The organism is Kitasatospora sp. MAA4 (genome assembly GCF_029893355.1).
Classification (GTDB): Bacteria; Actinomycetota; Actinomycetes; order Streptomycetales; family Streptomycetaceae; genus Kitasatospora.
This window is the reverse complement of record NZ_JARZAI010000023.1, coordinates 1-14,089: the sequence shown is the minus strand read 5'-3', so window position 1 is coordinate 14,089 and position 14,089 is coordinate 1. Positions and strand designations below refer to the sequence as shown.

General features: G+C 71.4%; 14 protein-coding genes. 10 read left to right on the top strand and 4 right to left on the bottom strand.

Annotated features, from left to right (window positions below):
* Positions 1-513: 513 nt before the first annotated feature.
* Complete coding sequence (locus P3T37_RS27030) at positions 514-1,386, top strand: hypothetical protein (protein WP_280726501.1); 873 nt, start codon at positions 514-516, stop codon at positions 1,384-1,386.
* Between the two features lies 1 nt (position 1,387).
* Here P3T37_RS27030 and P3T37_RS27025 read toward each other — a convergent pair whose 3' ends face one another.
* On the bottom strand, positions 1,388-2,704 hold the full coding sequence (locus tag P3T37_RS27025) for a D-arabinono-1,4-lactone oxidase (protein ID WP_280726500.1): 1,317 nt from the start codon (positions 2,702-2,704) through the stop codon (positions 1,388-1,390).
* 79 nt (positions 2,705-2,783) lie between these two features.
* The gene (locus tag P3T37_RS27020) at positions 2,784-4,028 is read right to left on the bottom strand and encodes an MFS transporter (RefSeq protein ID WP_280726499.1); all 1,245 of its coding nucleotides are present in this window, start codon (positions 4,026-4,028) and stop codon (positions 2,784-2,786) included.
* A gap of 129 nt (positions 4,029-4,157) precedes the next feature.
* Between P3T37_RS27020 and P3T37_RS27015 the strand changes: the two genes are divergently transcribed.
* Positions 4,158-5,297 carry a ferrochelatase gene (locus P3T37_RS27015; RefSeq protein ID WP_280726498.1) on the top strand — a complete coding sequence of 380 codons (1,140 nt, stop codon included), beginning with the start codon at positions 4,158-4,160 and terminating at the stop codon, positions 5,295-5,297.
* A 29-nt stretch (positions 5,298-5,326) separates the two neighbouring features.
* Positions 5,327-6,130, top strand: coding sequence for an inositol monophosphatase family protein (locus P3T37_RS27010; RefSeq protein WP_280726497.1), 804 nt, complete (start codon positions 5,327-5,329; stop codon positions 6,128-6,130).
* Between the two features lie 140 nt (positions 6,131-6,270).
* On the opposite strand, the gene P3T37_RS27005 is transcribed toward P3T37_RS27010, so the two are convergent.
* Positions 6,271-6,453 carry a hypothetical protein gene (locus P3T37_RS27005; RefSeq protein WP_280726496.1) on the bottom strand — a complete coding sequence of 61 codons (183 nt, stop codon included), beginning with the start codon at positions 6,451-6,453 and terminating at the stop codon, positions 6,271-6,273.
* Positions 6,454-7,018: 565 nt separating this feature from the next.
* On the opposite strand from P3T37_RS27005, the gene P3T37_RS27000 reads away from it, so the two are divergent.
* From P3T37_RS27000 to P3T37_RS26985, 4 genes are all read left to right on the top strand, one after another.
* Entirely contained in the window at positions 7,019-7,672 is a 654-nt protein-coding gene (locus P3T37_RS27000; RefSeq protein ID WP_280726495.1) for a response regulator transcription factor, read from the top strand.
* A gap of 58 nt (positions 7,673-7,730) precedes the next feature.
* Complete coding sequence (locus tag P3T37_RS26995; protein ID WP_280726494.1) at positions 7,731-9,020, top strand: HAMP domain-containing sensor histidine kinase; 1,290 nt, start codon at positions 7,731-7,733, stop codon at positions 9,018-9,020.
* 150 nt (positions 9,021-9,170) lie between these two features.
* Complete coding sequence (locus tag P3T37_RS26990) at positions 9,171-10,145, top strand: acyl-ACP desaturase (protein WP_280726493.1); 975 nt, start codon at positions 9,171-9,173, stop codon at positions 10,143-10,145.
* Positions 10,146-10,616: 471 nt separating this feature from the next.
* Positions 10,617-10,916 (top strand): DUF4193 domain-containing protein, encoded by a 300-nt coding sequence (locus P3T37_RS26985; RefSeq protein ID WP_035797594.1) that lies wholly within the window; start codon positions 10,617-10,619, stop codon positions 10,914-10,916.
* Positions 10,917-11,118: 202 nt separating this feature from the next.
* On the opposite strand, the gene P3T37_RS26980 is transcribed toward P3T37_RS26985, so the two are convergent.
* On the bottom strand, positions 11,119-11,556 hold the full coding sequence (locus P3T37_RS26980) for a DUF3093 domain-containing protein (protein ID WP_280726492.1): 438 nt from the start codon (positions 11,554-11,556) through the stop codon (positions 11,119-11,121).
* Between the two features lie 248 nt (positions 11,557-11,804).
* Here P3T37_RS26980 and P3T37_RS26975 point away from each other — a divergent pair, with 248 nt between their 5' ends.
* From P3T37_RS26975 to P3T37_RS26965, 3 genes are read left to right on the top strand one after another with little or no spacing between them, the layout of a single operon-like run.
* A complete protein-coding gene (locus P3T37_RS26975; protein ID WP_280726578.1) occupies positions 11,805-12,326 on the top strand; it encodes a PaaI family thioesterase in 522 nt (173 codons plus the stop codon).
* A gap of 20 nt (positions 12,327-12,346) precedes the next feature.
* A complete protein-coding gene (gene dut, locus P3T37_RS26970; protein WP_280726577.1) occupies positions 12,347-12,790 on the top strand; it encodes a dUTP diphosphatase in 444 nt (147 codons plus the stop codon).
* Between the two features lie 57 nt (positions 12,791-12,847).
* A complete protein-coding gene (locus tag P3T37_RS26965; protein WP_280726491.1) occupies positions 12,848-13,666 on the top strand; it encodes a DUF3710 domain-containing protein in 819 nt (272 codons plus the stop codon).
* The last annotated feature ends 423 nt before the right edge of the window (positions 13,667-14,089 follow it).

Below are 14,089 nucleotides of genomic sequence, written 5' to 3'. Positions count from 1 at the left end.
TCCCGTACTGAGTGTGGCCTGCCCACTGGCGAGTTGCCACAACCTTGCAGAGTTCTCCGGCGTGTCGGACTTCCGTCCAGTCACGCCGCTGTGGCACGGTTGCCTGTTCGCCGCGTCGACCTGCGACGCCGCGCCCTGGCTCCCTGCCGTTCCCCGCACGTGGATGTGGAGCGACGGTTCGGGTCGAGCGCCGCCGTGCGTGCCCGGGCCGGGTTGTCCGTTCTGCCGTGTTGACGGGCAGTCGAGAGCATGACCGAGGGCTCAGGCTCCACGAACAGTACTCCATTCGTGGCATCCACAGGGGCGGCTCGCCGCTCAAGTCTCCCGCGATTCACGGGAATCTCAAGACTGCTGACTCCGATGGCGGACCGCCGATCAGTTGACGGTGATCATCTTCACATATATCGACTGCAAGGTGGTGGATTTTCGACCCTTGTGTCCTTCTTTGTGCAAGATGGTTGGACTTATCGGATGGATGGACGAATTGTGCGAGACATTGAGGGAGGGGAACCGATGCCGCAGCAGAACGGGCGGGCGGTCACCGGGGACCGGGCCGAGCCCGGTGGTGGCCGGGCCGGCGGGGCAGCCGAGGGGCGCAAGCGGATCGACCTGAGCGTCGCCCAGGTCGCGGCCAGCGCACTCGCCGCGGTGGTCGGCGCGGTGCTCGCCTCCGAGCTCGGGGTCTACGGCACGATCATTGGCGCGGCGGTGGTCAGCGTCGGCGCGACCACCGGCGGCGCGGTCTTCCACCATGTCTTCCGGCGCACCGGCGAGCAGCTGCGCGAGGTCACCGACCGGGCGGCCGGACCCGGCGTCAACGCGCTGACGCAGGTGCCGCTGACCGACACTGCCCCCGTACCGGCCGCCTGGCTGCCCGACGGGCCGAGCGGCGAGTGGAACGACTCCCCGGTGCTCAGGGCACGCCGGCGCTGGACCTGGAAGACCTACACGGCCGTCTCGGCCCTGGTCTTCGGGATCGCGATGGTGCCGATCGTGAGCGTCGAGCTGGCCTGGGGGAAGAGCGTGCACTCGATGACCACCGGCCAGGACGGCGGCGGCACCTCGATCTTCCCCGGCGGCGGTGGCAAGCCGGATCGTGCGCCCGAGCGGCCCCCGGCCGAGCGGCAGAGCCCGAGCGCGCCGACGACGCCGCGCTCCTCGACGAGCGCGGGCGCGAGCGCCGGAGCCTCGGACTCCGCCTCGCCGTCCCCGACGTCCTCCCCTGACGCCTCGCGCTCCTCCGGCGCCGCCTCCCCGAGCCCGTCCGCGACCCCGACCCCCACGCCCACCGCCACGCCCACCCCGACGCCGCCCCCGGCCCACTCGGCGACCCCGTCGGAGGCCGTCCCGCCGGCCGCGTCCGGGGCTGCGACGCCATCCCCGTGAGCTACTTGCCGAGGACGCGCCGCAGGTAGTCGTTGGCGAACCGGCGATCCGGGTCGACCCGGTCGCGCAGCGCCGTGAAGTCGGCGAAGTGCGGATAGACGCCTGACAGGTAGTCGGCGTCCCGGGTGTGCAGCTTGCCCCAGTGCGGACGGCCCTGGTGAGCGGCCATCAGCTGCTCGACGGCGGTGAAGTAGCCCTGCTCGGCGGTGCCGCGGTAGAGGTGGACGGCGATGTAGACGCTGTCCCGTCCACTGGCGGTGGAGAGCCACAGGTCGTCGGCGGGCGCGGTGCGGACCTCCACCGGGAAGCTGATCCGCCAGCGCGACCGCTCGACCAGCGCCTTCAGCTCGCGCAGCACGCCGACGGCCGCCTCGCGCGGCACCGCGTACTCCATCTCGGTGAAGCGCACCCGGCGCGGGCTGGTGAACACCCGGTACGCGGCGTCGGTGTAGGTGCGCTCCGACCAGGCCCGGCTGGCGATCGAGGCGATCGTCGGAATGCTCGCCGGGGCGGCCCGGCCGACCCGGCAGGCACCCTCCCAGACGGTGTTGGAGAGGAAGTCGTCGTCCAGCCAGGCCTTGAACCTCGGCAGTGGGGCGGCCGGTCCCTGGCTGCGGTTGTTGCGCTTGGTGCTGCAGCGGTCGGTGTGCGGGAACCAGTAGAACTCGAAGTGCTCGTTGACCGCGGTCAGGTCGTCGAAGTCCCCGATCACCTGGTCGAAGCTCATCGGCTGCTCGTGGGCGGTCAGCAGGAAGGCCGGCTCGACGCCGAAGGTCAGCGCGCTCACCAGGCCGAGCGCGCCCAGGCCCAGCCGGGCGCCCTGGAACAGCTCGGGCTGCTCGGTGGGCGAGCAGTGCTGGACCGTGCCGTCGGCGAGCACCATCTCCACGGCCTTGACCTGGGCGGACAGCGAGCCCGAGTCGCGCCCGGTGCCGTGCGTGCCGGTGCTGGTCGCCCCGGCGACGGTCTGCACTTCTATGTCGCCCATGTTGGTCAGCGACAGGCCCGAGTCGGCCAGCAGCCGGTTGAGGTGGGAGAGCGGCAGGCCGGACTCCACGGTGACGGTGCCGGCCGCGCGGTCGAGCTCGCGGACGGCGGTCAGGCCGTGCGGTCGTACCAGGACGCCGTGGCCGGCCGAGGCGATCGCGGTGAAGGAGTGCCCGGAGCCGACGGCCTTGACCGTCCGCCCGTCCTCGGCGGCCTGCCGGACCACCGCCGCCAGCTCGTCGGTGGAGGAGGGCGTGACCACCTGGCAGGGATCGGCACTCTGGTTGCCCGCCCAGTTGCTCCAGCGGCCGGGGGTCACGGTGGGGGGCATGCGGGGGCCTCCTGCTCAGGGCGCTACCAGTGGGTAGGGAGCCTAACCACCAGCCCGGCGCGGGTAAATGCCCCTGCGGTCACCCGTGGGGGACCGGCACGGCCTCGGAGGCGGTGGCCTCGTCCGCGGTGCGGAGCCACCGGCCGCCCGCCAGCGCGGTCAGCGCGGCGAACACGCCGCCGGCCACCGGCACCCAGTACCCGGTGGCCGCGCCCGCCCGGTCCACCACCACGCCGGCCACCGAGGAGCCGAGCGCCACGCCCATCGCCAGCCCGGTCGTCGTCCAGGTCATCCCCTCGGTCAGCTGGGCGGCGGGGACCAGCCGCTCGACCAGGCCCATCGCCGTGATCATGGTCGGCGAGATCGAGAGCCCGGCCACGAAGAGCGCACCGCCGAGCGCCACCAGCCCGGCCACCCCGGTGACCCAGGTCGCCACCAGCACCAGCGGCACCATGCTGACCGCCATCACCGAGACGCCGACGCGGAACCGCTGGCCGAGCGTGCCGGGCAGCTTCAGCGCGCCGAAGGCCACCCCGGCCAGGCCCGAGCCGAGCGCGTAGACGGCCAGCACCAGGCTGGAGACGGCGGTGTGCCCCTGCTTCTGGGCGAAGGCCACGGTGACCACCTCGACCGCACCGAAGATCGCACCGGTGGCCACGAAGGTCAGCACCAGCACCCGCAGCCCGGGCGAGCGAACCGCCGAGCCGCCCGACCCGCCGGCCTCCGGGTGCACCGGTGGCTCGGTCCGGCGCTGCGCGGTGAAGAGCGCCACGCCGACGGCCAGGAAGGCCACCGACATCATCAGTCCGGCCTCCGGGAAGACCGAGGTGGCCAGGCCGATCGCCAGGATCGGTCCGACGATGAAGCAGATCTCGTCGACCACCGCCTCCAGCGAGTACGCGGTGTGCAGCTTGGGACCGTCCTCGCGGTACAGGTGCGCCCAGCGGGCCCGGACCATCGCGCCGGTGCTCGGCATGCAGCCCATCCCGGCCGCGCAGACGAAGAGCACCCAGTCGGGTGCGCCGTAGTGCGCGCTCAGCAGCAGGGCGATCGCAAAGAGCACCGTCAGCACGGTGGCCGGACGTGCGACCCGGCGCTGCCCGAGCCGGTCCACCAGCCGGGAGACCTGGGGCCCGAGCGCGGCCGCCGAGACCGCCACGACCGCCGACACCGCGCCTGCCAGGCCGTACGAACCGCGCAGCTCGGCGAGCATGGTCACGATGCCGATCCCGGTCATCGAGATCGGCAGCCGGGAGACGAAACCGGCGCTGGAGAAGGCCAGACTTCCCGGCGCAGCGAAGATCTGACGGTAGCTGGACAGCACGAGGGCTCCGGGTGGTAAGGAACGTTGGTCCTCTAGATAGCTTACGAAGCTTGGCAAACGGGATCCTGCGCTCGCGACCCGCGTGGCCCGGCCCGCGGCCCTCCCGCGCGCAGTGGCAGGATCGGTGCCATGTCCGACGCGCAGACCCTCACCGACCCCGCCCCCTACGACGCGCTGCTGCTGCTCTCCTTCGGCGGCCCGGAGGCACCCGAGGACGTGGTGCCGTTCCTGGAGAACGTCACCCGCGGCCGGGGCATCCCGAAGGAACGGCTGGCCGAGGTCGGCAAGCACTACTTCCTGTTCGGCGGTGTCAGCCCGATCAACGAGCAGAACCGCGAGCTGCTCGCCGCGCTGCGCGAGGACTTCGCCGCGCACGGCCTTGGACTGCCGGTCTACTGGGGCAACCGGAACTGGGCCCCCTACCTGGTCGACACCCTGCGCGAGATGGCCAAGGACGGTCACCGCCGGATCGCCGTCCTGGCCACCAGCGCCTACGCGGGCTACTCCGGCTGCCGCCAGTACCGCGAGAACCTCGCGGACGCGCTCGCGCAGCTGGCCGAGGAGGGGCTGCCGGCGCTGACCATCGACAAGCTCCGGCACTTCTACAACCACCCCGGCTTCGTCCGCCCGATGATCGACGCGACCCTGGCCGCAATCGCCGAGCTGCCCGCCGACACCCGCGACGGCGCCCGGCTGGCCTTCACCACGCACTCGATCCCGCTCTCGATGGCCGAGTCCTCCGGCGCGCCCGAGGACCCCGCCCGCGGCACCCCGGGCGGCGCGTACGTCGCCGAGCACCTGGAGGTCGCCCAGCTGGTGGCCGAGGCGGTGGCCGAGGCGACCGGGGTGGCCGGCCGGCCCTGGGAGCTGGTCTTCCAGAGCCGCAGCGGCGCCCCGCACATCCCGTGGCTGGAACCCGACATCTGCGACCACCTGGAGGCGCTGCACGCCGCCGGCGCGGCCGCTGCCGTGATGGTCCCGATCGGGTTCGTCTCGGACCACATGGAGGTCAAGTACGACCTCGACACCGAGGCCGCCGCCCGGGCCGCGGAGCTGGGCCTGCCGGTGGCCCGTGCAGCGACCGTCGGCGCCGACCCGCGCTTCACGGCGGCGGTGCGCGAACTCGTGCTGGAGCGGGCGGCGGCCGAGCGCGGCCTGGCGGTCGAGCGCTGCGCGCTGGGGGCGCTCGGCGCCAGTCACGACGTCTGCGCCGTCGCCTGCTGCCCCAACCCGCGGGCGCCGCGCCCCGCCGCCGCCCAGCGCTCCTGACCCCGCCCGTTCCTTCCTGGAGGACCACCGTGCCCGACCAAGATCTGCTGGACGAGCTCCTCGCCGTCGCCCTGGAGGCTGCCAGGCAAGCCGGCGAACTGCTGCGCGACGGCCGCCCGGCCGACCTCGGGGTGGCGGCCACCAAGAGCAGCCCGGTCGACGTCGTCACCGAGATGGACCTCGCCTCCGAGAAGCTGATCGGCGAGCTGATCGCCGACCGCCGCCCGCTGGACGGCTACCTGGGCGAGGAGGGCACCGAGCGGTCCGGCCGCAGCGGTGTCCGCTGGGTGGTCGACCCGCTCGACGGGACCGTCAACTACCTGTACGGGCTGCCCGGATGGGCGGTGAGCGTGGCCGCCGAGCTGGACGGCCAGGCGGTGGTCGGCGTGGTCGCGGCACCGGCCCGCGGCGAGACCTTCCAGGCGGTCCTCGGCCGCGGCGCACTGCTGGACGGCCGCCCGATCGGCTGCCGCCCGGCGCCGCCGTGGGGGCAGGCGCTGATCGGCACCGGATTCAACTACGTGCAGTCGGCTCGCGTGCACCAGGCCGACGTGCTACGGCAGTTGATGCCGGAGCTGCGCGACATCCGGCGCGGCGGCGCGGCGGCGGTCGACCTCTGCGACGTCGCGGCCGGCCGGCTCGACGGCTACTACGAGCGCGGGCTCGCCCCCTGGGACCTTGCCGCCGGTGCGCTGATCGCCCGGGAGGCGGGCGCGCTGACCGGAGGCCGTCCGGGTGGGCAGGCCTCGGGCGAGCTCACCGTCGCCGCCCCGCCCGGCGTCTTCGAGCTCCTCCAGGACCGCCTGGAGACGCTCGGCGCCTGGCACGACTGAAGCCCTGTGGGAGATGGACCGAGCCCCGGCGCAGTGGGTCGCGCCGGGGCTCGGAACGTCTAGGGGGCCGGTCAACCGGCCCGGAAGGGGAGTGAGGATCGGACCGGGGGAGCTGTGGGACCCCGGTCCGTAGCGCCAGGTCAGGCGCTACGGGGCAGAGCAGAGACCGTTTCGACGCCGTGATCGGCGGCGAGACGGCGAAGGTCGTCGAGCTCGGACTGCTCCACTTCGGCAAGGAACTCGTCCCCTGACTCGAGAGCGCGGTGCAGATCCTGCTCGGCGTTCTGAATACGCTGCAGAATTCCGGCGGTGAAGGCGTCCATGCGGCAGGCCCCCTTGCTGTGTCGGACGTGCGCGGTCGTGCGTTCTCCGGTTTGGGGAGGTGCGAGGTCCTTCGGTTGCGCCCGACCGGTCGGCTGGCCCCGGCACCGGCGCTGCTGCGGCCTCGGGCCGCTCCGTGAACTGCGATCCCCCGACCGGTGCGGATGAAACGCGCGGCGGGTGGGTGCGATCGACCTACGGCGTGATCGCGGGTGTGCAATCGTCCTCCCCAGCCACATCGCGCGGAAACCTCCTCAGGTCGAGAAAGTTGCCTTTGTCACAATCCGCGCCCTTGCCGTCGATGGCCGGAGCCGGTCGCCCGCCGGGCCCCGGGAGGGGGTCGGCGGCCCCTCTTACCGGTGCTTTACGCACGCACCAGGCAGGATGGAGGGACCGTCGGAGCCGTAGCCCGAGCCACGGGACCCTCCGGATCCCGCCGCGCGTGCCCGGCTCCGGTGCCCGGGTCCGCAGGCCCACCCGGGCCCTCGCGGTGGGCCGGGAGACAGCGGATCGGGCAGGGCCGCGGCAGCCGCCGGCGACCGCCCGCGCCAGAGAAGGGAAACCGCCGTGCGGGTACTTGTCGTCGAGGACGAGCAGCTGCTCGCCGAAGCCGTCGCCACCGGCCTGCGCCGCGAGGCCATGGCGGTCGACGTGGTGTACGACGGCGAGGCCGCACTGCAGCGGATCGCGGTCAACGACTACGACGTCGTGGTGCTCGACCGCGACCTGCCGCTGGTGCACGGCGACGACGTCTGCCGCAGCATCGTCGAACAGGGCCTGGCCACCCGGGTGATCATGCTGACCGCCTCCGGCGACATCAGCGACCGGGTGGAGGGGCTGGAGATCGGCGCCGACGACTACCTGCCCAAGCCGTTCGCCTTCAGCGAACTCGTCGCCCGGGTCCGCGCGCTCGGCCGCCGCTCGACCGCTCCGCTGCCGCCCATCCTGGAACGCGCCGGCATCACCCTGGACCCGGGCCGCCGCGAGGTGCTGCGCGACACCAGGCCCGTCCAGCTCGCGCCCAAGGAGTTCGCCGTCCTGGAGGTCCTGATGCGGGCCGGCGGGGCCGTGGTCTCCGCCGAGCAGCTGCTGGAGAAGGCCTGGGACGAGCACACCGATCCGTTCACCAACGTGGTCCGCGTGACCGTGATGACGCTGCGGCGCAAGCTCGGCGACCCGGCCGTCATCGTCACCGTGCCGGGCTCCGGCTACCGGATCTGACCCCCGCCTCCCCCTCCCACTCACTCTCCACGCCTCTCCACGCAAGGGGACGACACTCATGACCACCCCGCCCACCGCCGGCGGGGCCTCCGGCAGCTCCCGTACCGTGCCGCCGCGCCCCGACCGCCCGCCACATCCGGCCGGCTGGCCGCAGCCCGAGGAGTACCGGCCGGGTGACGGGCTGAGCTGGCTCCCGTTCCGTCCGACGATCAGGATCAGGCTCACGCTGCTCTACGGCGGGATGTTCCTGATGGCCGGGGTGCTGCTGTTGCTGCTGATGTACTTCTTCGTCCGGCAGGCCTTCGAACAGGCCACCCTGCCGAAGATCAACATCAGCCCGGACGTGGTGGTGCGCACCGCCGACGGTCAGCTGCTGACCGGACCCCAGTTCAACGCCTACATCGACAGCATCCAGAACTCGCAGTCGCACACCGCGCTGGACACCCTGCTGCGCAAGTCGCTGACCGTGTTGGTGGCGCTCGCGCTGATCGCCTTCGCGGCCGGCTACGCGATGGCCGGCCGGGTGCTGCGCCCGCTCGGCCGGATCACCCGGACGGCCCGCGAGGTGGCCAGTTCCGACCTGCACCGCCGGATCGAACTGGACGGCCCGGACGACGAGCTCAAGGAGCTCGCCGACACCTTCGACGGGATGCTCGACCGGCTGGACCGCTCCTTCGACTCCCAGCGCCGCTTCGTGGCCAATGCCTCGCACGAGCTGCGCACGCCGCTGGCGATCAACCGGACGCTGCTGGAGGTGCAGCTGTCGGATCCGAACACCTCCGCCGACCTCCAGCAGCTGGGCAAGACCCTGCTGGCCACCAACGAGCGCAGCGAGCAGCTGGTGGAGGGTCTGCTGCTGCTGGCCCGAAGCGACAACGAGCTGACCGACCGCAGACCGGTCGAACTGTCCGAGGTGGCCGTACGCGCGATCGAACAGATCCGGTCGGAGGCGGCCAAGCGCGAGGTGGAGATCCGCTCGACGCTGACGCCGGCCACCGTCTCGGGCAACGGCGTGCTGCTGGAGCGGATCGCGCTGAACCTGCTGCAGAACGCGGTGCGCTACAACCTGCCGGACGGCTGGGTGGAGATCACCACCACGATCGGCCCCGGCGGCCTCGGCGAGCTGGTGGTCAGCAACACCGGTCCGGTCGTCCCCGGCTACGAGCTGGAGCACATCTTCGAGCCGTTCCGCCGGGTCAAGGGCGCCGACCGCACGCGCAGCGACAAGGGCGTGGGGCTGGGCCTGTCGATCGTCCGCTCGGTGATCCGGGCGCACGGCGGCTCCATCGAGGCGTCCACCCGTCCTGGCGGCGGACTGACCATGCGGGTGCGGATTCCCGGCGCCTGAATCGGTCCCGGTCGACCCTCGTTGCCCTGGTCCGCCCCCTCGCGCAGTGCGAAGGGGCTGGCCAGGGCACTTGTCATTTGCGGTCCGAACAACTTACGGTGGCGTAACCTACGCATCCGTAAGTGTCCCGTCCCCTCAGGAGCAACCGTCGTGACCATCGCACCCGCCCAGCGCACCGGTTCGACCGTCTGGACCGATGCCCGACTGATCCTCGCGCTCGAAGAGGTGGTCGAGACCGAGCTCAACCGGCACCTGGCCATAGCCAAGGAATGGATGCCGCACGAGTACATCCCGTGGAGCCAGGGGCGGGACTTCGACGGTGTGCTCGGCGGCGAGGCCTGGGCGCTCGAGCAGTCCAAGGTCACCCCGCTCGGCCGGATCGCGCTGGTGGTCAACCTGCTCACCGAGGACAACCTCCCCAGCTACCACCACGAGATCGCCACCATGTTCGGGCGCGAGGGTGCCTGGGGGACCTGGGTGCACCGCTGGACGGCCGAGGAGGGCCGCCACGGCATCGCCCTGCGGGACTACCTGCTGGCGACCCGTGCGGTCGACCCGGTGGCCCTGGAGCGGGCCCGGATGGAGCACATGGCGGAGGGCTTCCAGTCCGACAACTCGCACAGCATGCTGCACTCGGTGGCCTACGTGGCCTTCCAGGAGCTCGCCACCCGGATCTCGCACCGCAACACCGGCCACTACGCCGGTGACCCGCTCTGCGAGCAGCTGCTGGCGAAGATCGCCAACGACGAGAACCTGCACATGGTCTTCTACCGGAACCTGCTCAAGGCCGCCCTGGAGATCGCTCCGGACCTGGCCATGCAGGCCGTCCGCGACGTCGTCACCGACTTCCGGATGCCCGGCCACGGGATGCCCGGCTTCGAGCGCTCGGCCGCCCAGATCGCCATCGGCGGCATCTACAACCTGCGGATCCACCACGACGACGTGCTGCAGCCGGTGCTGCGCCACCTCAAGGTGATGGAGATCGGCGGCCTCGGCCCGGCCGGCCTGCAGGCCCAGCAGGAGCTCGGCCTCTTCCTGGAGGGCCTGGACACCCAGGCCACCCGCTTCGACGAGCGGCAGGCCGCGCTGCTGGCCCGACGCGCTGCCAACGCCGCCCGGAAGTAGTCTCCGGCGGCGCCGGCGGGCGGGGCGGTTCCAGCAGTTTCGTCCGAAAAATACCGCAACGTGACGAACGTCACATCTGGCGGCCCCACTCGTTCGGATGATCTCTCTGAGTGATCGTCCGGCGGGTGGTGATCATCGCGGAGCGTAGCCGTATCCGGGGGCGGCCACTCCGCTCAGGTGGATGGCAAACGGGGTTCCCACCTGGGCGGAGGGGGCCTGGCGCACCGGCCCGGCAAGGCGTACCATCACCTTCCGTATTCGAAACCGGTGGACCGTCGACCTCCGGCGGCAACACTGCGCAAGCCCTCGGAAGAGTGGTTCGATCACCTGATCGGGCCCGTCGCTGAGTGTCGATTGAGTAACAGGGCTTGAAGTAAGGCACAATCTCGGCCTCGGGTCGGGCACAACACCGGCCCCTCATGCGTTACGTGCGCTGGAGATACCGCACACACCCAGAGGGGGAGAGCGAACATGGCAACGGACTACGACACCCCGCGCAAGACCGATGACGACCTCAACGAGGACAGCATCGAGGAACTCAAGGCGCGTCGAAACGAGAAGTCGACCAGCTCGGTCGACATCGACGAGTTCGAAGCGGCGGAGGGCCTCGAACTGCCCGGCGCTGATCTGTCCAACGAGGAACTCTCGGTCAGGGTGCTGCCGCGCCAGGCCGACGAGTTCACCTGCATGAGCTGCTTCCTGGTGCACCACCGCAGCCAGCTGTACAGCGAGAAGAACGGCAACCCGATCTGCCGGGACTGCGGGGCCTGATCATCGGGCGGCAATGGTCCGGGCCCGGTGGCCCCTGTGCGAGGCACAGTCACCGTCCCGGCACACCGCCCCGTCCGGGCCGGGTGACCGGCCCGGAGGCTGATCTCGCGACCGCAACCGTTGCGGCCGCACACAGTAAGGAAAGGGACGATCCCGCGCTCAGCGGGACCGTCCCTTCGCCTTTGTACCGCTGCTGTGCAGGTCAGCCCTTGGCCTGCGCGATGGCGGCCGCCAGGCCGTCCGGGTCCCGGGTGGAGAGGTAGAGGTACGGCGTCGGGTCGGCGGGGTCGGTGACCTCCACCCGCAGTGCCGTACGGACGTAGCTGCGAAGCAGCATGAAGGCCCGCGGATCGGCCTTGACCGACCGCCACGCGACCGCCTGCTCGGCGTCGAGCGGCTGGGCGCGGCCCAGCGCGGAGAGCGGGATCCGGGCCTTGCCGGCCACCAGCGAGCCCTGCACCACCCGGATCCGGGCGGAGGCGTAGCTGCTGAGCCCCATCGATCCCGCGACGATTCCCGCCACCAGGCCGATCAGGCCGGGGACCGGGCCGAAGCGCAGAAAGACCAGGCCGAACGAGAGGCCGCAGCCGATCGGCAGCAGCCACCAGGAGCGGGGCGCGGTGAGGCGTTCGTCGTACATGCCCCCATTGTGAGCACGATTCCTCGGCGGCTCGGCGCAGCCCCCCCGGATCGGCGGCCGTGGACACCCGGTGCGGCGTTTCCTACCGGCCGGTAGGGTCGGCGTCTGTGACCGGACCCCTTGCCTCCTCTTCCGCTCCGCAGGGCTCTGCCGCGCCCGCCGAGCAGGACCGCCCCTCCCAGCCGGCGACCGGCTACCGCTCGCCCGCCACCCCGCCCGACGACGCCCGGACACCGGAACGCCACGCGCTGGCCCCGGCTCCCGGCACGGTGCTGAACTCGCACTACGCGCACTGCTTCGGATGCGGACCGCAGCAGAGCGGCGGGCTCCAGCTGGAGGCGCGGGCCGGAGAGGGCGTGGACGTCACGGCCGAGTTCCTGGTCCGGCCGGTCCACCAGGGCGGACCCGGGCTGGCCCACGGAGGCCTGCTGGTCACGGCCATGGACGAGACCCTCGGCACGCTCAACTGGCTGCTGCACACCTCCTCGGTCACCGGGCGGCTGGAGAGTGACTTCGTCCGGCCGGTGCCGGTCGACTCACTGCTGCACATCCACGCCTGGGCGACCGGCGTGCACGGCCGGAAGATCTACTGCGCGGCCGAGGGCCGGATAGGCGGGCCCGAGGGACCGGTCGCGATCCGGGCGCAGGCACTCTTCATCCAGGTGAAGCTGGAACACTTCACCACGCACGGTCGTCCCGAGGACATCAAGGCAGCCTTGGGGGACCCTGACCTGTTGATGCGTGCCAGAGCCTTCGAGGTGAATCCGTGAGTAGCACCGCCCGCCCGCAGATCGATGTCCTGATCCGGCGGCTCGACCCAGATCTTCCGCTGCCCTCGTACGCCCAGCCGGGCGACGCCGGCGCGGACCTCTGCGCCGCCGCTGACGCGGACCTGGAACCCGGCGAGCGGACGGTCATCCCGACCGGTGTCGCCATCGCGTTGCCGGATGGTTACGCCGCGTTCGTCCACCCGCGTTCAGGACTGGCAGCTCGTTGCGGAGTTGCGCTCGTGAACGCCCCAGGGACGGTCGATGCCGGGTACCGTGGTGAGATCAAGGTGATCGTCGTCAACCTGGATCCGCGTGAGCGGGTCAGCTTCCGCCGTGGGGACCGTATCGCTCAGCTGGTGATCCAGCAGGTCGAGAAGGCCCGCTTCCACGAGGTGGCCGAACTGCCCGGGTCTGCACGAGCCGAAGGCGGGTTCGGGTCGACCGGTGGCCATGCCGCGGTCTAAGGGACCGCAGCCGCTCAGGTATTCGCATCGGTCTTGCGACCGGGAAGGACAGTGACCGTGTTCCGTCGTCGCCAAAAGAGCGAGGACGCTGTCGAGCCGCTCACCGAGGACGCCATCAGCGCCGACGAGACGGCCGATGACGTCGAAGGTTTCGCCGACTCCGAGAGCGAGCCGCTGACCGACGCCGAGGAGCTGGAGGTGGACCCGGCCGACCGCGTGGGCCTGCCGCCCGCCCCCCGCCCGGACGGTCCGTGGGACCACTCCGAGCTGGAGAGCCCCGAGGAGGGCCGGGTCGACCTGGGCGGTCTGCTGGTCCCGGGCGTCGAGGGCATGGAGCTCCGGGTGGAGGTGGCGGGCGACGCGATCGTCGCGGCCACCCTGGTGCTCGGCAACAGCGCCATCCAGTTGCAGGCTTTCGCCGCCCCCAAGTCCGAGGGCATCTGGGGCGAGGTCCGCGAGGAGATCGCCAACGGCATCACCTCGCAGGGCGGACTGGTCGAGGAGGAGGAGGGCCCGCTGGGCTGGCACCTCCGCGCCCAGGTTCCGGTGCAGCTGCCCGACGGCACGCACGGCGTGCAGCTGGTGCGCTTCGTCGGCTGTGACGGCCCGCGCTGGTTCCTGCGCGGCGTCATCTCTGGTCAGGCAGCAGTCCAACCGGAGTCCGCGAGCGTGCTGGAGCAGGTCTTCCGGCAGACCGTGGTCGTCCGGGGCGAGACCCCGATGGCTCCGCGCGACCCGATCGTGCTCAAGCTGCCGGAGGACGCCCAGATGGTGGCGGACGGCGGTGTCGGCACCCCCGAGGCCGAGGCCTCGCGTTTTGGTGACGCGACGCTGAGCCCGTTCGCGCGCGGCCCGGAGATCACCGAAGTCCGCTGAGTCATCGCCCTTGGGCCCGGTCGTTCCCTGCCTCCTCCGGGAGGGCGGAAGACCGGGCCCGAGGCGTCTGCGGAGCGGATTTGCCTGGGGCGCCGCGGGCCACGTACAGTTCCACGGTCGCGTCGTTGACCGGCCCAATCGGGCAGGTCGGCAGGAATATTCAGATGCGGCCGGCGGGAAAAGGCGGTCAGGGAAACCTGATAGAGTCTGGAAGCGCCGAAGGGCAAGGAAGATAAAGCGAAACTCCGGGTAAAACGGAGTGAAACTTATCTGATAAGCTTAGCGCAGAACGAAACACTCGGAGAGCTTGCGAGAGCGGCTTGAAGACAGTGTCCGTTCCTTGAGAACTCAACAGCGTGCCAAAAGTCAACGCCAGATATGTTGACATCCCCGGCCTCGATCTCTGATCGGGGTTGGAGATTC